The sequence below is a fragment of the Shewanella marinintestina genome (assembly GCF_023283845.1).
In the GTDB taxonomy this organism is placed as follows: domain Bacteria; phylum Pseudomonadota; class Gammaproteobacteria; order Enterobacterales; family Shewanellaceae; genus Shewanella; species Shewanella marinintestina.
The window spans coordinates 48,246-74,901 of record NZ_JAKILC010000019.1; the positions used below are offsets into that span (position 1 = coordinate 48,246).

The following is a 26,656-nucleotide window of genomic DNA, read 5'->3' on the forward strand; positions in this document are numbered from 1 at the left end:
TCTGAGCTTACCCTCTGAGGCATTAACAACTAACCCCATTTCTATTACAGGCTTAACAGTTGCGATTTAATAAGCTTTGCCTCATCAAAACAACTTGTATCGGCAAGCACACACGAACAACCTCCTCCTAGGCTCATTACGCTAAATGATTCAGTTCCCTCCTTTGCCGATGAAACCAAGATGATAATATTGATAACGAAAGGTTAACTTTGATCCATTTAAGATAAAACCATGTAAAACATTAACTTATACTTTTCCTTACTTTACATTGCTTTACTCTACAAAGGCCGTTTTTTATCTAAAATAATCCCAACTTTGGTAGGGTAAGTAATCATTCATGAAACCATCTTATTTTTTAATTCCTTTAATCTTGATTGTCGCGGGTGCTGTTTCGTATAGCAGCTACTCAGAAGCTAAACGCACCGACACTAAAGATCGTCCTGTGCGCACCGTCCCGGTTGTAACTGGATTGGTCGAACAGCATGACTTATCTCAGTCACTGTCCTTGATTGGTAAGCTCGATGCTGAGCAATCGGTATATATTGCACCGCAAATTGCAGGCAAGATTAAGTCTATTCAAATCAATACTGACCAAGAAATCAGTCAAGGCCAGATTTTAGTACAACTTGATGACGCCAAAGCACAAGCAGCCCTTGCAGAAGCCAATGCTTACCTCGCCGATGAAAAGCGTAAACTTAAAGAATTCCTTAAACTCATTGATAAAAACGCCATCACTAAAACTGAAATCGATGCCCAAACCGCCAGTGTGGATATGGCACTCGCTCGCCTTGCAGCGGCGCAAGCCGACCTTGATTACCATTACTTAAGCGCACCATTTTCAGGTACTGCAGGCCTTATAGATTTTAGCCAAGGCAAAATGGTCACTGCGGGTACAGAGCTATTATCACTTGATGATCTGTCAAGCATGCGACTTGATTTACAAGTGCCTGAAAACTACCTGTCACAGTTAAGTGTTGGCATGGCCGTTAGTGCTAAGAGTCGTGCTTGGCCAGATCAAGCCTTTATCGGTAAAGTCATCGCCATCGATTCTCGCGTCAACCAAGACACCCTAAACCTCAAAGTCAGAGTGCAGTTTGATAACCCTCTACATCAATTAAAGCCAGGCATGATGATGTCTGCAACCATGTTATTCCCGAGCGTTTCTGAGCCTGTGATCCCAGTACAAGCGCTAGAATACTCAGGGACTAACCGCTTTGTTTATGTTATTGGCACTGATGGTATTGCTAAGCGCACTAAAGTTACTTTGGGCGCACGTATTGATAATGAAGTACTAATCACTGAAGGACTTAGCATTGGCGATAAAGTGGTGGTTCAAGGTTTAGTGAATATGCGTGATGGTCTGCGTGTGGATGATTTAGCCGAATCAGCCCTCGCTAAAAAACCAGCCAATGAAGCGAAAGAAGAACAACAAGCAAGAGGAAGCATCTAAATGTGGTTGTCTGATGTTTCAGTAAAACGCCCGGTTGTTGCCATAGTACTGAGTTTATTACTCTGCGTTTTTGGCGCAGTCTCTTTCACTAAACTTGCTGTTCGTGAAATGCCGGACGTTGAGAGCCCTGTGGTTACCGTAATGACCACCTATGAAGGTGCCTCTGCCACCATCATGGAAAGCCAAATCACCACCGCATTGGAAAGTGAGCTAACCGGTATTAGTGGTGTTGACCAGATTCAGTCTGTTACCCGTAACGGCATGTCACGAATTACGGTCACTTTTCTATTAGGTTGGAACCTAACTGAAGGTGTCAGTGATGTACGTGACGCAGTTGCCCGCGCACAGCGCCGTCTGCCCGATGAAGCAAACGATCCTATTGTGTCTAAAGACAACGGTACTGGTGAGCCATCGGTATATGTCAATTTAAGCTCGTCTGTAATGGACAGAACACAGCTAACGGACTACGCGCAGCGGGTACTTGAAGACAGGTTCAGCCTAATATCAGGCGTGAGTAGTGTGGATATCTCTGGTGGCTTGTACAAGGTCATGTACGTACAGCTTAGTCCAGAGTTAATGGCTGGTCGTAATGTTACTGCCGCCGATATCGTGAAAGTACTCAATAAAGAAAACGTTGAAACACCCGGCGGTGAAGTACGTAACGACACCACCGTTATGGCTGTTCGTACCGCGCGTTTATACCAAAGCCCTGAAGACTTTGAATATCTGGTTATCCGCACAGCAGGTGATGGTTCGCCTATCTATCTAAAAGATGTCGCTAAGGTATTTATTGGTGCAGAAAACGAGAACTCAACCTTTAAAAGTGATGGCGTAGTTAACATCTCACTAGGTATTGTTGCGCAATCTGACGCTAATCCGCTGGAAGTTGCGCAAGATGTGCATAAAGAAGTTGATCTCATCCAAAAGTTTTTGCCGGACGGTACTAAGCTGATTGTTGACTATGACTCCACGGTATTTATCGACCGCTCGATTGATGAAGTCTTCAGCACACTAGCCGTTACCGCCCTATTGGTTATTTTAGTGCTGTACATCTTTATCGGCCAAGCAAGGGCGACGTTGATCCCTGCGGTAACGGTACCCGTATCGCTAATTTCAGCGTTTATCGCCGCTAACATGTTTGGCTACTCGATTAACCTTTTAACCCTAATGGCATTGATTTTATCAATTGGCCTCGTGGTTGATGATGCCATCGTGGTGGTAGAAAACATCTTCCACCATATCGAGAAAGGCGAGCCGTCTATTTTAGCTGCCTACAATGGTACTCGTGAAGTTGGCTTTGCCGTAATGGCAACCACCGCGGTGCTGGTGATGGTCTTCTTGCCGATCTCATTTATGGAAGGCATGGTAGGTCTGCTGTTTACAGAATTTTCAGTTATGCTCGCGGTTTCAGTGCTGTTCTCGTCGCTAATCGCACTGACCTTGACTCCAGTACTTGGCAGCAAGATTCTGAAAGCAAACGTTAAACCGAATCGCTTTAACTTGATCGTTGATAGCGCTTTTAGACGTCTGGAAGACGGTTATCGTAAAATGGTGACCAAAGCCGTATCACTGCGCTTAGCTGCGCCATTAGTGATTATTGCCTGTATCTTAGGCAGTGGCTGGCTAATGCAACAGGTACCAGCTCAGCTTGCGCCACAAGAAGATCGCGGGGTGATTTTTGCCTTTATTAAAGGCGCTGAAGGTACCAGCTATAACCGTATGGCTGCCAATATGGAAATAGCCGAAGACAAACTCATGCCGCTTTTAGGGCAAGGCGTAGTCAAATCTTTTAGTATTCAAGCGCCTGCTTTTGGTGGCCGCGCTGGCGATCAAACCGGCTTTGTGATTATTCAGCTAGAAGACTGGAACGAAAGAACCATTAACGCCCAGCAAGCCCTTGGCGTGATTTCAAATGCATTAAAAGGCATTCCTGATGTTATGGTAAGGCCGCTATTACCTGGCTTTAGAGGTGGCTCAAGTGAGCCTGTGCAATTCGTTTTAGGCGGCTCTGATTACCAAGAGCTATTTAAATGGGCAACAATGCTTGAGGAAGAAGCGCTATATAGCCCGATATTTGAAAGCCCTGAAATCGACTATAAAGAGACTTCACCTGAGCTGGTCGTCACCGTTGATAAAGAGCGTGCAGCCGAGCTTGGAATAAGTGTTGCCGAAGTGTCTGAAACCTTAGAGATCATGCTCGGCGGTCGCAGCGAAACCACCTTTGTTGAGCGTGGTGAAGAGTACGATGTTTACCTGCGCGGTGATGAAAGCAGTTTTAGTAACGTGGCCGATCTTAGTCAAATCTATATGCGTTCGAGCAAAGGTGATCTAATCACCTTAGATACCATTACCCATATTGAAGAGGTGGCCTCGGCGCTAAAACTGAGTCACAACAACAAGCAAAAATCGATCACCTTAAAAGCGAACTTAGGCGAAGGTTACACCTTAGGCGAAGCACTCGACTTCTTAGATCAAAAAGCGATTGAGATGCTGCCTAGTGACATTAGTGTTGCTTACACTGGCGAGTCTAAAGACTTTAAAGAAAACCAAAGCAGTATCTTTATTGTATTTGGCTTAGCGCTTCTGGTGGCTTACTTAGTGTTAGCCGCGCAGTTTGAGAGCTTTATTAACCCATTAGTAGTGATGTTTACCGTACCTATGGGCGTGTTTGGTGGTTTCTTAGGTTTATATCTAACTGGCCAAGGACTGAATATCTACAGCCAAATTGGTATGATCATGCTGATTGGTATGGTGACTAAGAACGGCATTTTGATTGTAGAATTTGCTAACCAACTGCGGGATAAAGGTCTTGAGATTGAGCAAGCGATTATCGACGCATCGACTCGACGTTTACGCCCTATCTTGATGACTGCGTTCACCACCCTTATTGGCGCAATACCGCTAATCCTATCTACAGGAGCAGGCGCAGAAAGCCGCATTTCCGTCGGTACAGTGGTGTTCTTTGGTATGGCCTTTGCTACTTTTGTAACCTTACTGGTTATCCCAGCCATGTATCGCTTGATTTCGGTAGCAACGAAGTCCCCAGGCTATGTAGAGTCGCAGCTAGAGCTTGCAATTGTTGAGCATCAACAACCGGCGAACAAGCAAAGCTAGTGCCTCAATTAGACTGTTGAATAGCGGTAATATTCGCACTTAATACTGGTACTTAATATTCGAACTGAGCACAAAAAGGAGCGGCCTTATTAATATAAGCCGCTCCTTTTTTGTAGGTCTAGGTTTGCTGTATATAAGCGTGTAACTAATATAAAACGGCAATTGCTTGAGTCTTTTCTATACTCATAGTTAAGCCACTAGCGTTGTTAACTGCTAGTCAATTTGCTAATTAGAGGTCACGCTTATGGATGAAACTGACTTTTGCTCAAAAGAAGAACAAGATTTAACAGAACAACGCACAACCACAGATGTTTATGAAACCATTAATGTAAATGGCCAATTTATAGTGGAGCGCCGTCAAAACGGTGACAGCCGAAGCAATGCAAAACTGCGCGCTTATGACCGTCGCCAATCAACATACTCCCACTTTGCTGAAGTCGATATCTATATCTAGCTAATGCCCTTTGTTTAACCATTTAGTTTTAGATACTGGGTTAAAGCTTTAACCTAGCCGCTAGCCCAATATCTAAACTCGAACCGTTCACTATTCACCAAGATCATATTCCACAATGCAGACTAAAATGCTTGCCTTAAATACCCGGCAGACACAGTCACAAATATAAGACATGAGTGCGTAAACCATAGAACTGTGAGATAGTAACGTTTGTTATTCAGTTAGCTAGATTAAGCCAAGATAACGATATTTTCTCTAGCTACATGCCAAATGAGCCATAAGTGAAAAAAATAGCCCTATTCGTTGATGTCCAAAATATTTATTACACCTGCCGCCAAGCTTATGGCAAGCAATTTAATTATCGAAAATTGTGGCAACACTTAGGCTATGAGGGAGATATTGTGCAAGCAACCGCTTACGCAATACACCGCGGAGATGACGGCCAACTCAAATTCCAAGACGCCTTAAAACACATTGGTTTTGACGTGAAGTTAAAGCCCTTTATTCAGCGCAGTGATGGCTCAGCTAAAGGTGATTGGGATGTGGGGATCACCATCGACATTATGGAAGCCGCTAGTGAAGTCGACTGTATTATTTTACTTTCTGGCGATGGTGACTTTGACTTACTCATGCACAGAATCCAACAAAAATATGGCGTTGAAACACAAGTCTACGGCGTACCAACGCTAACAGCCAAATCACTGATTGATTCCGTCAGCCAGTTCCACGAAATAGATAATAGCCTTTTGCTTTAAGCTTACACATGAATATAGGTTTGCAACAATTAAGGCGCCTATCTGCAGCATAGACGCCTTGCTAAGGCTATTTTAAATAGCCACTAATTAGCTAAATCAGCCACCCCTCATCACTTCTACCTTCGAGCGGTAGCTTAATACCAATCAGTATAAAGATTTGGTCGCTCAGCGAGAATTTAGCGCTTCTGAGGCAAGGTCATTAAATGCTCCTGCATTAATGACATTCACCACATCCATGTGGTTTGCAGCGAGTGAAGAGCATAGCTGAACGAGGTTCAAGCTCCCTTTTTATTTATTAAGAGTCACAGCTTCAGAATCGCTAAAACTCGCCATTCTGGAGCGTTTTTGGCTGCCTACTTCTGCGTTGAATAGCCTCGCAAGGGAATAGCCATTACTTCCGCGATTCGCCTTGAATTAGTTTGCCAAAAAACGCTCTGAGTAGATCAACTTCTTATACTGATTAGTATTAGTACAAATCAGCTTATAAGCTCGGCTATGGTCTTAAAACGGCTACGTCGAAAGTATTATTTTACGCTAGTTATAAGTTAATTTAGGAGTTTATTTCACTATTTACCGAGTTTTAGTGAGCTTAAAGTCATTAAAACCTTTGTTTGTGTCATAAAATTACAAAATTAGTAAGGCAGATCCGATTTTCGGGCTGATTTTGTTTAATCCGGTGTTTTATTAGAGATTGATCACACCTTTATTGCGGTAGTATTGGTACTTTAATTACCAGAAAAGATAACAACTTTTAACATTAAGCGTAATAGGTGATTCTTATGGCTGCTAAATTTTTTATCCCATCTGTCAATATCTTAGGGCAAGATGCTGTTACCGAAGCAATTGGCGACATTAAGTCTCTAGGCTTTAAAAATGCATTAATTGTTACAGATAAGCCGCTGGTTGATATTGGTCTTGTTGGCCAAGTTACCGATAAGCTTGCCAGCAATGATATCCGTTCAGTCGTCTTCGATGGCGTGCAACCAAACCCGACTGTGGGCAACGTTGAAGCCGGACTTGAAATATTAACTGCCAACAAATGTGACTTTGTCATTTCTTTAGGTGGTGGCTCTCCACATGATTGCGCTAAAGGTATTGCACTGGTTGCAACAAATGGCGGCAGCATCAAAGATTACGAAGGCTTAGATGTATCAACTAAGCCACAACTACCACTTGTAGCCATAAACACCACAGCCGGTACTGCAAGTGAGATGACACGTTTTTGTATTATTACCGACGAACAGCGTCACATAAAAATGGCGATTGTAGATAAGAACACCACGCCAATTTTATCAGTGAACGACCCAGAACTTATGCTACTTAAGCCAGCAGGGCTAACCGCTGCAACCGGTATGGACGCGCTCACTCACGCCATTGAGGCATATGTATCAATTGCGGCTAACCCAATCACTGATGCCTGTGCAATTAAAGCCATTGAGCTTATTCAAGGCAACTTAGTTGAAGCGGTTGAGAATGGCCAAAGCATCGAAGCACGCGACCAAATGGCCTATGCCCAGTTCCTTGCCGGTATGGCATTTAACAACGCAAGCCTTGGTTATGTTCATGCAATGGCTCACCAATTGGGTGGCTTCTATGACCTACCGCATGGTGTATGTAACGCACTGTTACTACCGCATGTTCAAGCTTACAACGCCCAAGTTGTGCCTGGACGCCTAAAAGATGTCGCTAAAGCTATGGGCGTTGATGTAGCAGCAATGACTGATGAGCAAGGCGCAGAAGCCGCGTTAACAGCCATTAAGCAACTATCTGTTGCAGTGAATATTCCAGAGAATCTCACTAAACTAGGTGTTAAAGCTGAAGATATTCCAACGCTTGCAGATAATGCACTTAAAGATGCTTGTGGTTTCACTAATCCTAAACAAGCAACCCATGAAGAGATCTGCCAGATCTTCACTAACGCACTTTAAATTCTGCAAGTGCATAGGCATTAGCTTTAATGGGTAAGCGACTTATCTAAAGTAACTTATTCAAATTGATTAGCCTAAAACGATTGACTGGTATATCGGTCAATCGTTTTTTATTCTTAGCTATCAGCGTCATTTCATTACAACACGCTTTAGCAAACAGATTTTACCAAACCGGCTTCACCAAATAGGCATACTGTTTCATAAACAAAAGTAACCTAGTCACTAATCTAAAATATCCTAGTCACCAGTCAAAAAGCTTACTAAGCGATTATTATTCTAATCAGCATCTTTGTGAACTTTTTTGCCTCTAAACCACCCTATTAATACCTACAGTCCAATTTAATTGGGTTTAAGCGATACAAAAGGTTACATAGTTGATATAATCGACTAGTTCGCTTTTTCCCTGCAAAAGTTAAAGCAAGCTTTAAAGCCCACTCTACGGAGTGGGCTTTTCCCTTTCTGCGTTATGATAAACATCGCTAAACTCCAACACTTATCTTGAAAGCCCCAGCCTCAATGCACATCAAAAAAGTCGAGTGGTTTACTCCTTATTATCTATATCTAAACAAAGCCATACATTTTATCGGTATCGCTATCAAAAATAACGCCCTAGGTATTGGTTGTTTTTCAAGCATTAAAAAGGCCTGCTATTACAACAGGCCTTTTGTTTTACTCATTAGCAGCTCTATGTTTATGAACTATGTTTATGAACTAGGTTTATGCAATAATTTTAAGCACTTAATTCATAACCTCTGTTAGTTTACGCTCTTAGCTTGGCTCTTTAGTTGCAGCCGGCTCAACATCACTAGGTAAGCCTTTAGCCTTTTCGCGCATCTTTTGCATCATCACGTAAAATACGGGCACTAATAAGGTACCAACGATAGTGGCCGCTAACATACCACCAAACACTGAGTAGCCTAATGCGCGGCGACTACCGGCACCAGCACCTGAAGCGATAACTAAAGGCAATACCCCTAACAGGAAGGAGAATGCCGTCATCAATACCGCACGAAAACGCAATCTTGCCGCAGTTTCACCCGCCTCTAATATGCTTTTTCCTTCTTCTCGTAACTGCTTAGCAAACTCGACAATCAAAATCGCATTTTTACAGGCGAGGCCAATCAGCAGTACCAGACCAATCTGCGCATAAAGGTTTAGATCTGAACCGACCAAGAGGATATTTAAGAACGCACCTAACACCGCAATCGGCACCGCGAGGATAACCGCAAACGGAATGGTCCAGCTCTCGTACTGCGCCACCAAAAATAAGTAAGTAAACACTAACGCTAACGAGAAAATCAATGGCGCTAAATTACCCGCCTTAATCTCTTGGTAAGTTTGCCCTGTCCACTCAAACGTATAGCCGGTTGGCAACGATTCATTGGCGGCGCGCTCCATGGCAGTAATCGCATCACCCGAGCTAAAGCCCGGCGCCGGGAAACCGTTAATGGTCGTCGAGCTGAACATGTTGTAGTTGTTCATCACGTCAGGGCCTAGAATCGGCGTCACAGTCACTAAGGTACTTAGCGGCACCATTTCGCCAGTATTAGAGCGCACATAAAAGCGCGAGATGTCTTTGTCTGAATCACGATACTCAGTCTCAGCCTGCAAGATAACTCTAAAGACTTTGCCATAACGGTTAAAATCATTAACGTACATAGAGCCGAGCATGGTTTGCATGGTTGAGAAGATCTCATTAAGTGAAATACCTAACGCCTTGGCTTTATCCCTATCAACATCGACAAACATCTGCGGCACATCGGCGCGGAAGTTACTAAAGGCCATCGCAATTTCAGGTTGCTCATTGGCTTTCATAATCAAGGCTCGCATGACAGAAGCGAGCTCTTGAGGCGTACGTCCTTGCGTGTCTTGCAGCACAAACTCAAAGCCACCGACACTACCCACACCTGGAATTGGCGGCAGTGAGAATGCCATGGCCTTTACTGCAGGGTTGGCCGCGTATTTAGCTTGAAGTTTGGCAACAATGGCAGACTCTGCCATATCGGCTGATTCACGCTCGCTCCAAGTCGACAGGGTGACAATCATCAAACCACCGTTTGAAGACACAGAGCCGGTCAAAATACTAAAGCCACTGGCATGAATCACGTTTTCAACACCCGGTTCATCGCGCGTTAGCTCAACTAAATCACGCATCACCTCTTCAGTACGGTTAAGCGAAGCGCCATCGGGTAGCTGGATATCTACCATAAAGGCTTTTTTATCTTCCATTGGCACAAAGCCTGACGGTAAGATTTTCGCGATACCACCGGTTAGCAGAATCAAGCCAACATACACTATGCCCACTAATGCCAACTTGCGAGTAAGTGATGATACTAGCTTCATGTACTTACCGGTAAAGCGCTCAAAATGCTTATTAAACGCCGCATGGAACCCTTTAGTATGTGTCTTAGGCGGACGCAATAATGAGGCGCACAGCGCCGGGCTTAAGGTCAGTGCATTGACTGAAGAGATAAGCACCGAAATACAGATAGTCACCGAAAACTGTGCATACATTTGACCGGTGATCCCCGGCATAACCGCTGTCGGAGCAAACACCGCGAGTAATACTAAAGTGGTTGCAATAATCGGCCCTGTTACCTCTTTCATAGCTTTTGAGGTGGCTTCTTTCGGTGATAGTCCCTCATCTTGCATTAGACGAGTGACGTTTTCGACCACCACAATGGCATCATCGACCACGATACCAATCGCTAAAATAAGCGCGAATAGCGACACAGTGTTAATACTCATGCCAAAGGCAAGTAAAAAGGCAAAGGTACCAATTAAAGAGACAGGAATTGCGATTGCAGGCACCAGCGTTGAGCGTACATCTTGCAAGAAGATAAACACCACAAAAACCACCAGCGCTATAGAAATAAACAGGGTTTGTACCACTTCCTTAATCGAGGTTTCAACAAACTCAGTGGTGTCATATAAGACTTCATATTCAAGATCATTAGGAAAACGCTCTGACAGCTTTGCCATTTCCGCTTTAATCGCCTTACCGACTTCAAGTGCATTCGCATCCGGAGATTGATAAATAGCAATAATCGCCGACGGCTTATTGTTTAACTTACCTTGAGCATCATAGGTTTGTGAGCCAAGTTCTACACGAGCCACATCGCCAACCACCACTTTAGAGCCATCATTATTGGCTCTGATCATCACATCGTAAAACTCCTTTGGATCTTTAAGTCGTCCTTTGGTTTGCAGCGTGTACTGAAACTGCTGCTCAGGATCCACCGGTGCGGCGCCAATACGCCCCGCTGCAACTTGAATGTTCTGCTCTTGCAGCGCACCAATAACATCGCTTGCGGTAACACTCAAGCTGGCCATCTTGTCAGGGTCGAGCCAAATACGCATAGCATAATCTAACGCACCAATCACTTGTACTTTAGACACGCCGTATTGACGCGCTAGCGCATCCTTAACATTTAAACCGGCATAGTTAGTAATAAACAGCGAGTCAAAGGTCTCGTCAGGTGAGACAAGGTTAACCACCATCAGCATATTAGGGCTTTGTTTTTCAACTTTTACCCCCTGACGCTTTACCTCTTCCGGCAATCTTGGCATCGCTTGTTGCACACGATTTTGCACTTTTACCTGTGCCATGTCGGCATCAGTGCCCACTTCAAAAGTCACATTTAAAGAGTAACTGCCGTCATTAGCACTTTTAGACTCCATATAGAGCATGCCTTCAACACCGTTAACTTCGGCCTCTAACGGCTGGGCAATAGTATCTTTTACAATATCGGCACTGGCGCCAGAATAACTGGTTGAAACGCTCACCTGTGGCGGCGCGATTTCAGGAAACTCTGAAACCGATAACACAGGAATTGCGATTAAACCGACTAAGGTCAGTACAGTTGAGATAACAAAGGCAAATTTGGGCCTGTTAATAAAAAAATCACTAATCATGGAATTCCCCTGTCGGCGTTAAAACGCACTCAAAGCGATAGGCATCTGCGCCGCTTAAGTAGACAAAACAAGATATGTTCATCAAGACAACTCCTATTTAGTTTCGTCTTCTTTAAAAGGGATAACTTCTTGCTCAACAGGTTTGACTTTTATCCCGGGACGGATTTTTTGCAATCCTTCTACCACAATACGTTCACCGTCTTCTAAACCACCTAACACTCGCCATTCAACACCAAAGCGGTCACCCAGTTTGACGATACGCTTTTGCACTTCATCTTGCTCATTAAGCACCATCACAAAGCGCCCTTGCTGATCTTCCTGCACAGCAGCTTGCGGGATAAGTAAAGCGCTCTCTGTAATCGGAGATTCAATCACTAAGGTAACAAACAAGCCGGGTAACATGAGTTTGTCGTCATTTTTAAAGGTAGCGCGCACAGGCAAGGTACCTGTTGCGGCATCAACACGGTTACCGACAAAGTCGATATGACCAATCTCGTCAAACATGGTGCCGTTAGGAAGACGCAAACGCATGACAATATCGGTGATTTTAACTTCGCGTTGTTCTGCCTTAGAAAAATTTTGCTGCGCTGTAATAAGCCCCTTTTCTGGCACTTGGAAATTAACCCACATAGGTTGAAGTTGCACCAAATTAGCCATCTCTGACTGAGGGGTAATAATGTCACCGGTACTGACTTTAGAGTGGCTAATACGCCCTGAAATCGGCGCATAGACCTTGGTATAGCTCAACTGCAGCTCGGCTGCTTGTACCGCAGCTTCTGCCTGCACAACACCTGCTGCAGTGGTGAGTTTACGACTGGTTAACTCATCCATATCCTGCGCGCTAATCATGCCATCAGGCAATAATCGACGACCACGCTCCCAGTTCATCACCGCAACATCTCGTGAAGCTACCGCTTGCTTTAACACCGCATGTTGCTGCGCCAGCTCAGCTTTATAGGTCGCGGGATCGATTTCAAATAATAAATCGCCTGCAGTAACGTCATCCCCCTCAACAAAGGCACGCTGCAGTAATTGTCCCTGAATTTGCGATTTAATCACTACGTCCTCTGAAGCGCGCGTACGTCCAACAATTTCAGATTTAGGCGTGATCATTTCAGTATGAGCAGTATTAACAATCACGCTGGGTAGCATAGCTTGTTGCGGTGCTGGTGCATCACCACAAGCCGACAAAGCGACAGTCGTTGCTGCTAACATCCATAATTTAAGGTTTGAAACTGATGAACCGGCCATTTTAGCCTCCAGAGGGGTAGGATATGTGCTTTATTTTTGTCCTGAAATTATAGGCTGCCTCATCAAGCAAAAGAAACCTTTTTGTAATGAAATCGCAAACTTATTAACATTAGACATCTAAACTAAGCTCTGTTTTTATATTGACGTAAATTATCGACTCAGAACCCCAAACGCACTTAAACTGATGCTTTATTAGTCAAAGCCGCTACTTATTTACCTTCATAAGTAAAAGTGAGAGCTGGAACAAGGTTATTCAGTTAAATGTCATGGTAAACAATAGGTACAGCAACTAGAGTGTTAACTAAGCGTTATGTTTGTGCGCGGTAGAAATAATCGATATTCAGTTAGCTCAACTTGCTCGAACTACACAGAAAGTACGCTCAAACTACGCAAGTGGTTGACCAAGATAAAAAACGATGCCTAAGATGGCATTAGTCACAGCGAACAGGTAGGTAATTTATGACAGCAATCTCTCATGTATACAACTACACAGTCCGATGCCCGCACGTTAAGGATCCCGCACACCCAACAAGCTGGCGTAACCATGTTGAGCTCAATCGCTCTTGTGAAATCGCACTAGACAGAATTACTAAGTGGCACGGCCATTCTGGCAACCGACTATTTGAACATGAAGGCTTTGTCGTCAGAGAGTGCGAACAGGAACAAGCCTACTTCGCCATGCAGAATGACCGCCTCAAAGATGACAAACATGCTTTGGTGACATTCAAGGTGTTTATGGATAACAAGACCAAAGACACTTCAGTACAAGAAATCATGGAACATGTAATCGAAGACTATAAGTCTCGCTTAAGCAAACTCTAATAATTGCCGGCATGTTTTATCTCCTTAAAGCATGCCGCATTTTAGCTCTTGTTGTTACACCGAGTCAGATCACACTTCTAACATTCTAGTCAAAGTTTATCTCCTTCCTTTATGACCACCTAGCCACAAAAAATATGTAAAAAGTTAACCTGGTAAAATTTTAAACCGTTAAGATTCAAGCAATTAAAATTAAATAGTTAATTAAAAAACCACCTTAAGCCAATTCAAGGGCTTAATTGCCGTTTTTCACATCTACTGCTACACTTTTTAAGCAAACTTACCTGTCTACTTTTCACTTGCAGTACAAGCATTGAGCAACTAAAAACAGCCTCAAAACTGCATAGTTAACTCGTTAATCGGCAAGTTAAACCCATATTTAATTTACAGTTTTATCTAATTAAGGATTTTAAAACTCATGCATGAAATGGCTAATATTGTCATCGTTGGTGGCGGCGCTGGTGGTATGGAAATCGCAACAAAACTTGGTCACCAACTTGGCCGAAAAGGCAAAGCCAGAGTTACATTGATTGATTGCGCAGAAAGCCATGTTTGGAAGCCCCTTCTGCATGAGGTCGCTACAGGCGCCTTAGATATCGGTATTGATGCAATTAGCTATCGTGGCCACGCTGCCCATCATGGTTATCACTTTCAACAAGGTGCAATGACCGACCTTGACCGTGAAGCCAAGCAAGTGATCCTTGCGCCGATTAATGATGAAAAAGGCAACGAGCTTTTACCTGCACGCCGCATTGATTATGACTACCTAGTGATTGCTATTGGCAGTATCGCCAATGATTTTAATATTACTGGTGTACGTGACCACTGTGTATTCTTAGACAGCACTGAGCAAGCCATGGAAATTCGTACCATGCTGCTTAACAAATTCATGCGTTATGCAAGCCACCACCAACTTGATGATAAAATCAAAATTGCCGTTGTTGGCGCTGGTGCTACAGGTGTCGAAATGTCAGCAGAGATGCATCACGCGGTTGATCAGCTGCGCGGCTTTGGCTACAAAATCGATAGCAGCCTGCTTGAAATCACCCTTATTGAAGCCGATGAGCGCATTCTACCTAAGGTAGAAAAAGAAGAGATCTCAGCTTCTGTCGCCAAAGAGCTTACCGCAATTGGTGTAAAGGTGATGACTAGCACCCGCATCAATCAAGTGACAGAAGAAGGCTTGCATACCTCTGAAGGCGAATTTATCCCATCTGATATGGTGATTTGGTCAACCGGTGTTAAAGCGCCAGATTTTCTTAAAGAGATTGGCGGCCTAGAGAGCAATCACATTAACCAAGTCATGGTTAATCAAAATATGCAGACCACCCGCGATCCGGCAATTTTTTCGATTGGTGACTGCGCGGCTTGCCCGCAAGAAGATGGCAGTTGGGTGCCACCACGTGGTCAGTCTGCACGCCAAATGGCACTGATGACTGCTGATAACATTAAGTTATTGTTAGCAGGTAAACCGGCGTCAAATAACTATGTTTATAAAGACTTAGGCGCCTTGGTTAATCTATCCAAGTTCCACACTGTAGGTAACTTAATGTCGTTCATTGGTGGTGGCGTCATGGTTGAAGGCAAGATTGCGCGTTTTGTTTACACCTCACTATACCGCAGACACTTAATTGAGCTGCACGGCCCAATTAAAGGCACGCTATTGATGTTTGCTAAAGGCATCAGCCGCATTGTGCACCCACATTTGAAGTTGCACTAATTTAGCTTTATGAATGTTGCTGGTATTTTGCTTTAGCACCAGCAACATTTTCTGCCAATTTGAGTTGGCTTTCTCAGTCCTGCGACACTTATAAATCAAACTTCGTTTGATAAAAGGTCGTGAGCTTCCAGCTCACATGCGGACTTAAGGTTAGACTGCGTCTAACAACTAACGTCGCGGCGCTTCGCCCGCACCCGAGCCAAGGGGGAAAGCGCTTGTCCCCCTTCGCAAACCCTCAGCGCCCCTAACGAAGTTACATGCATTAGATACGGACCTCATACTCCAATAAAAATTGCCTAACTGCTCAGATGGGACATCCATGTCCCGCCGAGCCTGAACCATCATCCATGATAGTTCTTCGGCATTTTTATCTACATACTTCGGAAACTTCGATGGGGAATTGGTGTTTTCTTTTAGCCTAATAACTTCATCTAGCTTTACAGCTATGGTTAGAAACGAAACAAGCTTCTAACTCACTTTTGGACATAACTGTGCTAGAGCTTAAGCTCTGAAAATGACTCTTGGCATTAAGAAAACTATGGCAATCCTATATGGGGTAACGCCGCGTTAAGTAGTGAGCAAGGCCACCACTGAACCGAAACCATACCATCTTAAACACAAAACCCAACGATGGAATGAAAATGCCATGCGTTGAGAATCAGTCTTAAACGCTTTGTTATGAAGATTTTTTATTGCTCGCACCATAATAGACAGAAATAATATTACTGTTTGGAATTACTATAGCGGTTGAATTGTCATCCATATCTTTAAGTAAGAATGTATGGTTTGTTGTTCTAAGTAATAATACATATGGTTTATTAGTATCCAACTCTTTTACCTTATCCTTAACCTCAATTCTGACAGATTCAACTTGACCTGTTTTAACATCTAAGTAGTTGAAGTTAGCAACTTGCCATGCAGTAGGTATGCTTAAGAGACAAAAGTATATTGGTGCGCTTGCGATTGCCTTTTTAATTTCCTCAGGGTAGCTATCCAGACCAATTTTATACATTTTTAACTGCTTAGCTTTAGGAGTTAATTTTTCTTTATCTTCATTTGATAAATTTTCAATATTTCCAGCACTATCGATCTCATCTATAAGAGCACGAACCCTTTTAGCATGATCTTTCTGTTGCCTCAACAACCAGAAAAATTTCACATAGCTAATTGGAATAATGGGCAGTAACCATAGAAACAAATCTCCCTCTCGAACAATAGAAAGAACAAAATCTTCAAAGGTAAAGTAATCCGTTGCTTTGATATTGAAGTAGTTGAGGAATTTACTAGAACTAAAGTAGCCTAGGATTGAGATGTAAATAAATCCAAACGTGAGCAGTAACGTGGGGTTCTCTTTAAGAGTTTTCTTCACTGTAAATATATTCCAATTGTAAGATTTTCCGAATCTTCATAACGCCAATTAACAGGCAAAAAATTGTTGGCTAAAATAAGCGACGAAGGAGCAAAAGCCAACTGTTTTTTGTTCTTGTTAGCTTTCTTTAACGACTAAACTGAAAGCTTTCTACCATTTCTATTCTTTGTTTTAAGCTGTCTAGACTAATAGAGTTTCTGAACCCACTAAAACTAGTCGAAATTTGAACTATTTTGTCTGAGTAACGTTTTTGCTCTTTACTAGAATTCTCATCATTCTCTATATCTTCATGACGTTTCAAAGAATTTCCAACAGTATTATTATAATTATCGTACTTAGCCCCGATTAAAAAGCTTTCTACTAAAGCGCAAGAATGCGAATCTAGCAATTCTGATTGGGGAATCATGGCATAAAGGTCACTAATTAACTTTTCAGGTGTATCACCCTTATTGATATAGTCATTATAGTTATCATAATGGTACTCTTTAGCAATTATTAGAAATGCTAATAATGCAGGGTAAAGATATGTGTTTTCAGCTGTAGATTGGATGACCAAATTTATCTTCGCAAAAAGTTGTTCAACTTCACGTAAAGATAATTTTTTAGCCTTAGCTAATAATTTAAATGTATCTTTTAGATGATCCTTATCATATTGGAATTCTCGATATAGCATTCTTTTTTGAAAGAAGTCATTAAACCCAAAATTTATATAAAGTTGATCAATAAATGCATCTAGATCATTTTCAGGTAGAGTATATTCAATATCAATAAACCGCCTTAAATAGCCTATAGCTTCGAACTCAGCTCCATATATGCCTTTTACGCTGTGAGACAATTGAACCTTGTCCATTGCTAAAACGAAAACCAGACCTTCAATATCAAGTAAGTGTTTTATCCTTTCAAGTAATTCAATTGCATAGGTTGGTCTACACCTATCTAATTCATCAATGAATATGAACAAACGGGTCGATTCACCTCCTTCATTACTTAGGACTTTAGAGACGCCAGATTTAAATTGGGCAATTGCTTCTTTATTTTTTGTATATTCTGCTAAAAAGTCTTTGGTTAAACCTTCCATCACTTTAGATGACTCATCCTCAATGATTTTTTCAGCATCTAAAATACCGGCTGTACCTACTTTTATTAATGCAGGTAGTCCTTTCCTTAGAATATGAGAACCTGCTTTTTTTGTAGTTTCCCACGCTTTATTTTTTTCTTCATCACCATTAATTAATGCTTCTATACTTTCGTTTATTTCACCAAGAAAAGCCTGCAAAGGATCACTAGCAAAGTCAGTTTCCCAAGCACTAAAATAAATAGAATTATGCTCCTTATTTACCAACTGAGCATGCAACATTTCTAGGAATGTTGTTTTCCCTTGTCCCCAAGGAGCATTTACGGATAAAACTATAGGTGAACTAATGTTCTCTAATAAGGTAGAAAAATTATCAACATGAGGTTGACGGTTCAACCTGTCATTTTTGAAAGGGTTTTCTGACTCGACTATGACTTTATGAGATTTAAATTCCATTTTGCACCTAGTGTGATGTGAAAGCTAACAGCTTATTATCCAGCGTCTCAGATAAATCCCTGCACTTTTTTTAATTTACGTCAAAATTAGCAACGTAACTCATTGATGTAAAGCCGTTAATCTTACTGGTGTTAACAAATTTGAATTTACCTTGCCCGCAAAGTAAAGCAGAACATTTATCGGGTCTCTTGTAAGATTAAAGCGGAAGAATTGAGCTTAAAGAAAAAGGACTGGCATTACTTATGGTGTACGCCAAACCTTTCATATTAGCTTTTCTATAGCCAAAGCTTACTTGTGCTACTTACCATTTTTATCAGTGAAAATGATTTGGGGGCAAAACTAAGTTACGGCACACACAGAAAACACCAATTTCCCATCGAAGTTGCCGAAGTGCGTAGGTAAAAATGCCGTAGGACCATCAGGGATGATGGTGTAGGCTCGGTGGGACATGGATGTCCCATCTGAGCCGTTAGGCGATTTTTATTGAAGCATGAGGATCAACAACTTCGTTTGGGGCGTCATGGTGGATGCAAGGAGGATAAGGACGAGCAGTCCTCCTTGCCCGGGTGTGGGATGGAATCCCACGACTTTAGTTGTTAGACGAAGTCTAACCTGAGGCGAGCTTCAGCAGTATCTGCACATGCGGTCGTTCCTTCACATCCATGTGTTCACGACATTCGGACATCCTGTCCAGCACCCGCTGCAGGCGATTGATAACCATAAAGCTAAAACGCAAAACACGCTTCCATGTAGCAACGAGTAAAAATGAAATATAATCAGCCTTCATTTCAAGGCTACTCTCCCCCTGTTGCAGGCGATTAATAGCGACGAAACTGCAAGTTTCATACACTCTACTTGGTAACACCAAGCCAAAAATAAATGTAATCAACCTTCATTCCAAGGCTAGTCTAATAACGTGACACACTACCCTAGCGCAGCTTATAAATTGCTGGCAATATGCCCGCAATCTAATAAGAAATGGAATATCATTCAGTGAAACAGTTAGCTTTAATTAGCGCACTATTATGCAGCTTGGTCATTACCGGTTGTGCAGAACTCAAAGACGCTGGACGGCAGATAGGTGACACCACTAAAGAAGTGACCACAGATATTGGCCATGCGACTCGAGATACCACTCGCGCAATCGGCCACGCTTCTAGAGATGCGGTTAAATCGGTGAAACAAGATCTTAGCGAAGACTAGCTGTTGAGCAGACTTTACTAACACAAAATATAAAACAAAATATAAAAACAAAGGCTCATTATGAGCCTTTGTTTTTATTCGCTTGTTAACTCATCAGTTACACACTAGGCGGCATTGGCGCGCATACCGTGGGGCGTGGGTAAACCTTGCTCATTAACATGCACAAAGACAATTTTGTCGATACTGGCAATAGGTAAATGAGTCAGCTTATTACGCACCTTACAGCTAATGGTTATCGAGGTCGCGCCGGCACTGATCAGCTCTAGACCAAATTCAATCACATCCCCTTGCCTTGCGGGCGCAATAAAATTAATTTCATTCATAATCTTGGTAACGTGACGCTGACTTTTCATTTGGCAGCCAGCATAAATTGCAGCCTCTTCGTCAATCCAACTTAACAGTTGCCCACCAAAGAGAAAGTTTGCTGGATTAAGATGTTCCGGCTTTATAAAACGGCGGCTATAGTATTTCATATTAAATTCCTTACTCCTGTTAAATACCTAATAAGGAGTAGCAAATATACAGCCAAGTTTTCTAAGCCTTATAAATCAGCAGCTTATATAGTCCTAGACTCACCTCAGTTAAATATACTGCCCTGTTTTAGCGCTTTATTGCGCCAAAGTAGGGCTTATGCCTAAGCAATATACCAACCGTGATATTGATAAAGCCTGCTTAGTCGCTGCGTGCCTTTTATTACAGCGTTTCATTACGGCTCGGTTTATTAAACCTCTATCTTCAGTTTGCTTGAGTCAATTTTAGCTTAGCAACAAAAACGACATAAATTCGACTCAATAACGTCATGCTTGTCACTGACAATCACACCGCCACAAGGAAATCTTATATAAACCTTACTAATTTACGGTGACAATAGTGAATAATATCAAAAAAATAGCTGTGATTATCTCTTGTAGTCTCGCACCTATCGCAGCTAACGCTGCTGTATTACCCGATAACCAAACTAACAGCCAATGGTATAAAGATAGCGCCAAGCTTGTTAGTGACAAAACCCAACAGAGCACACCAACTAAAGCTAAAAACGTGATCTTATTTGTGGGTGACGGTATGGGGGTATCAACCTTAACTGCAGCGCGCATTTTTGAGGGCCAACAACAAGCTGGTAACCAAGGCGGCGAAGAGAACTTCTTAAGCTTTGAGCAATTCCCTAAAACAGCGTTAGTGAAAACCTATAACACTAACCAACAAACCCCTGATTCAGCAGGCACCATGACGGCAATGGCGACGGGCGTAAAGTCAAAAGCCGGCGTGCTGTCAGTATCTGATACCAGCCTGCGAGCCAACTGCCTGTCTTCAAAAGGCAATGAGCTAATCACCTTAGTCGACTTAGCAAACGCTAAGGGCTTATCTACCGGTGTAGTGAGTACTGCGCGCATTACTCACGCAACCCCTGCTGCAACTTATGCCAATTCACCAGAGCGTAACTGGGAAGCTGACTCAAACTTACCCGATGAAGCGATAACCAACGAGTGTAAAGACATCGCTTATCAACTGGTTATGCGAGATGAAGCCGATGCGCTAACGGTTGCACTTGGCGGCGGACGCCGTAACTTTATTCCACAGGATACAACCGATGGCGAAGGTAAAACAGGCCGCCGCGCCGATGGTGTTGACCTGACTCAGGCTTGGACCGACAACTTAAGCAACTCAGCTTATGTGTGGGATAAAGCCGGTTTTGATGCCATTGATGTTAGCGCAACCGATCACCTGTTAGGTCTATTTAACTCATCGCATATGCAGTATGAAGCAGACCGTTTAGACGACGTTGCAGGTGAACCATCGCTAACAGAGATGACCACTAAATCCATTGAATTACTCAACAAGAATGAAGATGGCTACCTGCTAGTGGTTGAGTCAGGTCGTATCGATCATGCTCACCATGCCGGTAATGCTTATCGCGCCATGATGGATACCGTCGAGCTATCAAACGCCGTTCGCGCGGCTGTTGAAAACACCAATCCAGAAGAAACCTTAATCATGGTCACTGCCGACCACAGCCATGTATTTACCATTGCAGGTTACCCAAAACGCGGTAACCCAATTCTAGGTTTAGTGCATGGTGTTGATGGCAACGTCACCATCGCTAAAGACGGCAAACCATACACTACTGTTGGCTACACCAACGGCCCAGGAGCAGTTGTCGGTATTCGTGATGACTTGAGCTCTGTCGATACCCAAGATAAAGAGTTCAAGCAACAAGCATTAGTGCCAACCAGCAGTGAAACCCACGCAGGTGAAGATATTACCTTGCATGCAATGGGTCCTGGCTCCGACCTTCTTCAAGGCGTTATGGAGCAAAATGTTATCTACCACATCATCAATCAAGCCCAAGAGCTTGGTGGAACCAAATACTAAAAAGATGAGTACTAAATCTTTAGCAATATCGAACCACTACTGATTTTAACTGGCTCAAAGCCAGAAAAAGTACCCATTTATGGAGTTTAAAATGAATAAAAAATTACTGGTATTAAGCATGTCTGCAATCTTAGGTCTGGCAGCTTGTAGCGATGATGGTGACAAAGGCGACCAAGGTGAGAATGGCAATAATGGCCAAGATTGGACAACCGTTAACCAATGGTATGTTGATGGACAGTCTCGTGTTACTCAAGCTCAAGAGTTAACAGTGAATAATGAAGCTGGCGCAGCGAAGAACATCATTCTTTTTGTGGGTGATGGCATGGGGATCTCAACTGTTACTGCGGCGCGTATTCTAGAAGGCCAATTACAAGGTCAAACCGGTGAGGAAAACTCACTGTCGTTTGAAACCTTACCTTATGTTGGGCTCGCTAAGACCTATAACGTAGATGGACAAACGCCAGATTCTGCTGGCACCATGACAGCTATGGTCACAGGCGTTAAAACCGATGTCGGTGTTATTGGTCAGGCCGAGGGCGTAATTCGCGGTAACTGCGCCTCAACCGAAGGCCAAGACTTAGTGACCTCATTAGAGCTTGCCGCTATGGCTGGACTATCAACGGGTGTGGTATCAACTGCACGTATTACGCATGCAACACCAGCAGCAACCTACGCCCATGCCCCTGAGCGTAACTGGGAAAATGATGCTGACCTACCTGATGAAGCCGTTGCCAATGGCTGTAGCGACATTGCTGTACAGTTGCTTGATTTTGATTACGGTAGCGGTATAAACGTGGTGATGGGTGGCGGTCGTCGCTCGTTCATCCCAACCTCGATTACTGACCCTGAGGGTAAGTCTGGTCGTCGTGAAGATAACCGCGACTTAACTACTGAGTGGCTCAGTAAATATACCAACGCTGCTTATGTTGCCGACCGTGACGCGTTTTTAGCGCTTGATCCTACAACCACGGATCACGCATTAGGCTTGTTTAATTCATCACATATGGAATATGAGTTAGACCGCACAACAGTTGGCGCAGCTGGTGAACCATCGCTGGCTGAAATGACCGCTAAATCTATCGATATTTTGCAGAAAAACGACAAAGGCTTTGTACTGATTGTTGAAGCAGGACGTATCGACCATGCGCACCACGCTGGTAACGCAGCGCGTGCCTTACACGATACCATTGCCCTGTCTGAAGCTGTGCGTGTTGCCATGGAAAAAACCTCGTCAAAGGATACCTTACTCATGGTCACTGCCGACCATAGCCATGTGTTTACCATTGCGGGTTACCCAACCCGTGGTAACCCAATTCTTGGTCTAGTTAAAGGTAATGGCTCAGACGGTCAACCTGCGGTGACTAATGCAACCGATGCCAATGGCCTGCCATACACAACAGTGGGTTACACCAATGGTCGCGGCTACGCCAATCTTGAAACCGGTGGCGATGAGCGCTATGGCTATGCTGAAGCTCCTGGGCGTTTCGACCTCAACTATGTCGATACTCAAAGCGCTGGCTTTCATCAAGAAGCTTTGGTGCCACTAAGCAGCGAAACCCATGCTGGTGAAGATGTGGGAATTTTTGCAAGTGGTCCTGGCGCGCATTTAATCCAAGGTACGGTTGAGCAAAATCATTTATTCCATGTGATGAACCATGCCGGCAATCTGGTCAGTAAAGCTGAGGCCGCTCAATAGTCATGGCAAGCTTTAAAATTGCTATCGCTATAACTATCGCGAAAGCAAAACTCACCGTATTTACATTGACTAAGTAAGCCTATTATTGCCACCGAGCTAACTCGGTGGCTTTATCTTAGCGTTAAATTAAAACCTTAATCCTCTTAGGAGACAACATGCTACTTTCATACTTTTCGTTATCAACATGCTTTAAAGCTAACGCCGGTAAGCCACAGGTGTTATTCAACAAAGCTGCCGTTTTTAGTAGCGTTATCTACTGCGGCTTGTTCGCAGCCATGTTGGTAGTTATCCCTAGCACAGCAATCGCCAGCAAAATGGCATTAGCCCCATGTGAGCAAATCGACCCTGCACATGTCAGTGCAACTTACACTGTCACCAATAACGCAGGTCAGCAAAAAACCATCACCTTACTAAGAAATAATGACCAATTAATTTATCAGCGCAGCCCAGAAAGCTTTGAGCTTTGGGATAGTAATGGCGAATATGTGCGTTACTTTCCTGCTCAGCAACGTTCTATCTCTTACCGCAAAGGTGACTTACTCTCGTTAAATATGCATTTTGATTTTGAGCAGTTGAACCATCTGATCCCGCCAAGTGCACTGCAATCGCTAACTCAAGTTAAGCCAACCGCGAATAACGCGATAAATGATGTTTGCCCAGCTAACGAACGCTACCAAGGTCAGTTAGGTCATAGTCAGTTCGAGATTGATTGGGTAGAACATTTAGCACTGCCAGCAAACATGCATATCAGTCAAGATGGCATGCAGCAACAGTACCAATTAGTGGCGATAAAAACACTTTCAGATAAAGCATTTTCTGCACTCACGGCGAATTACCGCGACTTAGATTTTGCCGATGTGGGTGACAATGAGTCCGACCCTTTTATTGCAGAGATGATCCATCAAGGCTTTATTCAGCATGGCAGCTCAGGTTTTTACGATAGCCAAGGTAATCAATTATCGAGCAACAGCCAAGGCCACCAGCACTGAGGAATGGTTCAAAATGTAAGTGCTAATTTTGGTGCTAAAAACAAAAAACCTAGGCAATGCCTAGGTTTTATTGTTACGCGATAGCTGCAGGCAAATTAAGCGCGATGCAACAACCCTTTTAATTCAACAATAAAGCGTTCGACGTCAGCTCGTGAAATATCTGCGTGGGTAACCAAGCGGATCTTCTTGCCAGGACTAATTAGTATACCTTTGACTTTTAGATCAACGGCTAGCGCTTTAACATTAATTTCGTCATTGACCTCTGCAAATACCATATTGGTTTGCACTTGTGACATATCAACCGTGAAGCCTTCAATATTGGCCAACTCACGAGCTAAATAAGCTGCGTTGTCATGATCTTCTGCTAGGCGCTCTACTTGCTCAGTTAATGCTAATGTTGCAGCAGAGGCGAGAATGCCCGCTTGACGCATACCGCCACCAAGCACTTTACGCCAACGACGCGCCTTAGTAATTAAGCGTTCGTCGCCCAATAAAATAGAACCTACTGGCGCACATAAACCTTTTGAAAGACAAATCGACACTGAATCAAAATACTGAGTAATCTCAGTCATCGCAATGTTTTGTGCAACGGCTGCGTTTGCAACACGCGCACCATCTAGATGAATTTTCAATCCACGCTCAAACGCTAACGCTTGTGCTTGGGCTAAATATTCTTGCGGCACAATTTTACCGCCGATAGTGTTCTCTAAGCTTAATAAACGAGTACGCGCAAAATGAATATCGTCAGGCTTTATCGCGGCTTCAATATCACTAAGCAAGATACTACCATCAGCTTGGTTTGTTAAAGGTTGTGGCTGAATGCTGCCTAATACAGCTGCTCCACCGCCTTCAAACTTGTAGTTATGAGATTGCTGGCCACATATGTACTCATCGCCACGCTCACAATGACCCATTAATGCCAGTAAGTTTGCCTGTGTACCTGATGAGGTGAATAGCGCATTATCATAGCCAAACATCTCTGCGGCCATATCTTCAAGGTAGTTAACACTTGGATCATCGCCATAAACATCATCCCCAACTTCAGCCTGACCAATTGCGGTGCGCATAGCAGCCGTAGGCTTAGTGACCGTATCACTGCGAAAATCAATCATTGTTAACCTCAAAGTATCTTGATCTGGAATGTAAATAAACAGCCTAATACTACTGCTAGGTGCTGGCAATCGCCAGCAAAAAACCAAAGTTTACAAACCGCAACAAATGCCTAGTTTGCAGCATATCTTTCAAATTCAAAGCAAATTGCTATAAGTTAGATATAAAGAAATCATAAATCTAATCAAATTATTAACAAAGCCCTTTAAATATGTAGACCCAAGTCACACCCAACAATAAAAGCATTAGAAAATATAATGCAAGAATACAACTTTTATCATTGTATTTAAGCCGTAAAAAGAGGCAAAATCGTCTCCCTTTTATTTAGCTAGTGCAAAAAATGTTAGAAGTTAAAGTTATCAGCTTTTTATGGCTCGTCGGTATTCTTGCTGAAGCAATGACTGGCGCACTGGCTGCAGGTAAAAAACAGATGGACCTTTTCGGTGTCGTCATCATTGGTTGTGTTACTGCCATTGGCGGCGGCACCTTGCGCGATATTTTGCTCGGCAATTACCCATTAATCTGGATCGAAAATGTCCACTATCTGATTGCTATCGCTGCTGCCTCATTACTCACGGTAATGATTGCACCTTTGATGCGTCATTTATCGAAATTGTTTTTAGCCATCGATGCTGTCGGATTAGCTGTTTTTTCAATTATCGGCGCACAGAAAACCTTATTGCTCGGCTTTAGCCCTGAAATAGCTATTGTAATGGGAGTCGTTACCGGGGTTTTTGGTGGGGTAATCAGAGATATTCTGTGTAACCAAGTACCGCTAATTTTCAAAAAAGAGCTTTACGCATTAGTGGCGCTATTAACTGCAGGTGCCTATGTCGCAATGAAGCTATATGGGGTACCTGAGTGGATTAATTTATCAATATCTCTGGTATTTGGCTTTAGCTTCAGAATGCTGGCTATCCATTATAAATGGTCAATGCCAAAGTTTGATTATCAGTATCAATCAGACAACGCGCATTAAGAT

The 26,656-nt window shown here is 43.1% G+C and carries 19 protein-coding genes; 12 read left to right on the plus strand and 7 right to left on the minus strand.

Annotation, left to right across the window (positions count from 1 at the left end):
* Nucleotides 1-337 precede the first annotated feature (337 nt).
* The 5 genes from L2747_RS17795 (at nucleotide 338) to yiaY (ending at nucleotide 7,701) form a co-directional block, all read left to right on the plus strand.
* On the plus strand, nucleotides 338-1,450 hold the full coding sequence (locus L2747_RS17795) for an efflux RND transporter periplasmic adaptor subunit (RefSeq protein ID WP_249000351.1): 1,113 nt from the start codon (nucleotides 338-340) through the stop codon (nucleotides 1,448-1,450).
* Nucleotides 1,451-4,564, plus strand: coding sequence for a multidrug efflux RND transporter permease subunit (locus L2747_RS17800; RefSeq protein WP_249000352.1), 3,114 nt, complete (start codon nucleotides 1,451-1,453; stop codon nucleotides 4,562-4,564).
* 244 nt (nucleotides 4,565-4,808) lie between these two features.
* Nucleotides 4,809-5,018, plus strand: a complete 210-nt coding sequence (locus L2747_RS17805) for a hypothetical protein (RefSeq protein ID WP_249000353.1) — start codon at nucleotides 4,809-4,811, stop codon at nucleotides 5,016-5,018.
* A gap of 281 nt (nucleotides 5,019-5,299) precedes the next feature.
* The gene (locus tag L2747_RS17810; RefSeq protein WP_249000354.1) at nucleotides 5,300-5,773 is read left to right on the plus strand and encodes a LabA-like NYN domain-containing protein; all 474 of its coding nucleotides are present in this window, start codon (nucleotides 5,300-5,302) and stop codon (nucleotides 5,771-5,773) included.
* A 779-nt stretch (nucleotides 5,774-6,552) separates the two neighbouring features.
* Nucleotides 6,553-7,701 (plus strand): L-threonine dehydrogenase, encoded by a 1,149-nt coding sequence (gene yiaY / locus L2747_RS17815; RefSeq protein ID WP_249000355.1) that lies wholly within the window; start codon nucleotides 6,553-6,555, stop codon nucleotides 7,699-7,701.
* Between the two features lie 768 nt (nucleotides 7,702-8,469).
* Here the strand turns inward: yiaY and L2747_RS17820 are convergent.
* Entirely contained in the window at nucleotides 8,470-11,616 is a 3,147-nt protein-coding gene (locus L2747_RS17820) for an efflux RND transporter permease subunit (RefSeq protein ID WP_249000356.1), read from the minus strand.
* A gap of 93 nt (nucleotides 11,617-11,709) precedes the next feature.
* Nucleotides 11,710-12,867: an efflux RND transporter periplasmic adaptor subunit gene (locus tag L2747_RS17825; protein ID WP_249000357.1), complete on the minus strand. Its 1,158-nt coding sequence runs from the start codon at nucleotides 12,865-12,867 to the stop codon at nucleotides 11,710-11,712.
* Nucleotides 12,868-13,326: 459 nt separating this feature from the next.
* Between L2747_RS17825 and L2747_RS17830 the strand changes: the two genes are divergently transcribed.
* Together L2747_RS17830 and L2747_RS17835 are read left to right on the plus strand one after the other, a co-directional pair.
* A complete protein-coding gene (locus L2747_RS17830) occupies nucleotides 13,327-13,689 on the plus strand; it encodes a cytoplasmic protein (protein WP_220782357.1) in 363 nt (120 codons plus the stop codon).
* Between the two features lie 415 nt (nucleotides 13,690-14,104).
* Nucleotides 14,105-15,406, plus strand: coding sequence for an NAD(P)/FAD-dependent oxidoreductase (locus L2747_RS17835; protein WP_249000358.1), 1,302 nt, complete (start codon nucleotides 14,105-14,107; stop codon nucleotides 15,404-15,406).
* A gap of 676 nt (nucleotides 15,407-16,082) precedes the next feature.
* Here L2747_RS17835 and L2747_RS17840 read toward each other — a convergent pair.
* From L2747_RS17840 to L2747_RS17850, 3 genes are all read right to left on the minus strand, one after another.
* A complete protein-coding gene (locus L2747_RS17840; protein ID WP_249000359.1) occupies nucleotides 16,083-16,775 on the minus strand; it encodes a hypothetical protein in 693 nt (230 codons plus the stop codon).
* 127 nt (nucleotides 16,776-16,902) lie between these two features.
* Nucleotides 16,903-18,306, minus strand: coding sequence for a KAP family P-loop NTPase fold protein (locus L2747_RS17845; protein ID WP_249000360.1), 1,404 nt, complete (start codon nucleotides 18,304-18,306; stop codon nucleotides 16,903-16,905).
* 607 nt (nucleotides 18,307-18,913) lie between these two features.
* Nucleotides 18,914-19,195: a hypothetical protein gene (locus L2747_RS17850; RefSeq protein WP_249000361.1), complete on the minus strand. Its 282-nt coding sequence runs from the start codon at nucleotides 19,193-19,195 to the stop codon at nucleotides 18,914-18,916.
* A gap of 89 nt (nucleotides 19,196-19,284) precedes the next feature.
* Here L2747_RS17850 and L2747_RS17855 point away from each other — a divergent pair, with 89 nt between their 5' ends.
* Nucleotides 19,285-19,509 (plus strand): hypothetical protein, encoded by a 225-nt coding sequence (locus L2747_RS17855; RefSeq protein ID WP_283107341.1) that lies wholly within the window; start codon nucleotides 19,285-19,287, stop codon nucleotides 19,507-19,509.
* Nucleotides 19,510-19,613: 104 nt separating this feature from the next.
* Here the strand turns inward: L2747_RS17855 and L2747_RS17860 are convergent, their stop codons facing one another.
* Entirely contained in the window at nucleotides 19,614-19,982 is a 369-nt protein-coding gene (locus L2747_RS17860; RefSeq protein ID WP_220781874.1) for an acyl-CoA thioesterase, read from the minus strand.
* 397 nt (nucleotides 19,983-20,379) lie between these two features.
* On the opposite strand from L2747_RS17860, the gene L2747_RS17865 reads away from it, so the two are divergent.
* The 3 genes from L2747_RS17865 (at nucleotide 20,380) to L2747_RS17875 (ending at nucleotide 24,564) form a co-directional block, all read left to right on the plus strand.
* Entirely contained in the window at nucleotides 20,380-21,879 is a 1,500-nt protein-coding gene (locus L2747_RS17865) for an alkaline phosphatase (RefSeq protein ID WP_249000363.1), read from the plus strand.
* Between the two features lie 91 nt (nucleotides 21,880-21,970).
* Nucleotides 21,971-23,575: an alkaline phosphatase family protein gene (locus L2747_RS17870; RefSeq protein ID WP_249000364.1), complete on the plus strand. Its 1,605-nt coding sequence runs from the start codon at nucleotides 21,971-21,973 to the stop codon at nucleotides 23,573-23,575.
* 155 nt (nucleotides 23,576-23,730) lie between these two features.
* Nucleotides 23,731-24,564 carry a hypothetical protein gene (locus tag L2747_RS17875; RefSeq protein ID WP_249000365.1) on the plus strand — a complete coding sequence of 278 codons (834 nt, stop codon included), beginning with the start codon at nucleotides 23,731-23,733 and terminating at the stop codon, nucleotides 24,562-24,564.
* A gap of 95 nt (nucleotides 24,565-24,659) precedes the next feature.
* On the opposite strand, the gene ltaE is transcribed toward L2747_RS17875, so the two are convergent.
* The gene (gene ltaE, locus L2747_RS17880; RefSeq protein WP_249000366.1) at nucleotides 24,660-25,676 is read right to left on the minus strand and encodes a low-specificity L-threonine aldolase; all 1,017 of its coding nucleotides are present in this window, start codon (nucleotides 25,674-25,676) and stop codon (nucleotides 24,660-24,662) included.
* 338 nt (nucleotides 25,677-26,014) lie between these two features.
* Here ltaE and L2747_RS17885 point away from each other — a divergent pair, with 338 nt between their 5' ends.
* Nucleotides 26,015-26,653: a trimeric intracellular cation channel family protein gene (locus L2747_RS17885; protein ID WP_249000367.1), complete on the plus strand. Its 639-nt coding sequence runs from the start codon at nucleotides 26,015-26,017 to the stop codon at nucleotides 26,651-26,653.
* Nucleotides 26,654-26,656 lie beyond the last annotated feature (3 nt).

Bases quoted from the DNA above. Each gene is read 5' to 3' on its own strand.
- L2747_RS17795 (WP_249000351.1), top strand. From the start codon at position 338: ATGAAACCATCTTATTTTTTAATTCCTTTAATCTTGATTGTCGCGGGT.
- L2747_RS17800 (WP_249000352.1), top strand. From the start codon at position 1,451: ATGTGGTTGTCTGATGTTTCAGTAAAACGCCCGGTTGTTGCCATAGTA.
- L2747_RS17805 (WP_249000353.1), top strand. From the start codon at position 4,809: ATGGATGAAACTGACTTTTGCTCAAAAGAAGAACAAGATTTAACAGAA.
- yiaY (WP_249000355.1), top strand. From the start codon at position 6,553: ATGGCTGCTAAATTTTTTATCCCATCTGTCAATATCTTAGGGCAAGAT.
- L2747_RS17820 (WP_249000356.1), bottom strand. From the start codon at position 11,616: ATGATTAGTGATTTTTTTATTAACAGGCCCAAATTTGCCTTTGTTATC.
- L2747_RS17825 (WP_249000357.1), bottom strand. From the start codon at position 12,867: ATGGCCGGTTCATCAGTTTCAAACCTTAAATTATGGATGTTAGCAGCA.
- L2747_RS17830 (WP_220782357.1), top strand. From the start codon at position 13,327: ATGACAGCAATCTCTCATGTATACAACTACACAGTCCGATGCCCGCAC.
- L2747_RS17835 (WP_249000358.1), top strand. From the start codon at position 14,105: ATGCATGAAATGGCTAATATTGTCATCGTTGGTGGCGGCGCTGGTGGT.
- L2747_RS17845 (WP_249000360.1), bottom strand. From the start codon at position 18,306: ATGGAATTTAAATCTCATAAAGTCATAGTCGAGTCAGAAAACCCTTTC.
- L2747_RS17855 (WP_283107341.1), top strand. From the start codon at position 19,285: ATGGAATATCATTCAGTGAAACAGTTAGCTTTAATTAGCGCACTATTA.
- L2747_RS17860 (WP_220781874.1), bottom strand. From the start codon at position 19,982: ATGAAATACTATAGCCGCCGTTTTATAAAGCCGGAACATCTTAATCCA.
- L2747_RS17870 (WP_249000364.1), top strand. From the start codon at position 21,971: ATGAATAAAAAATTACTGGTATTAAGCATGTCTGCAATCTTAGGTCTG.
- L2747_RS17875 (WP_249000365.1), top strand. From the start codon at position 23,731: ATGCTACTTTCATACTTTTCGTTATCAACATGCTTTAAAGCTAACGCC.
- ltaE (WP_249000366.1), bottom strand. From the start codon at position 25,676: ATGATTGATTTTCGCAGTGATACGGTCACTAAGCCTACGGCTGCTATG.
- L2747_RS17885 (WP_249000367.1), top strand. From the start codon at position 26,015: ATGTTAGAAGTTAAAGTTATCAGCTTTTTATGGCTCGTCGGTATTCTT.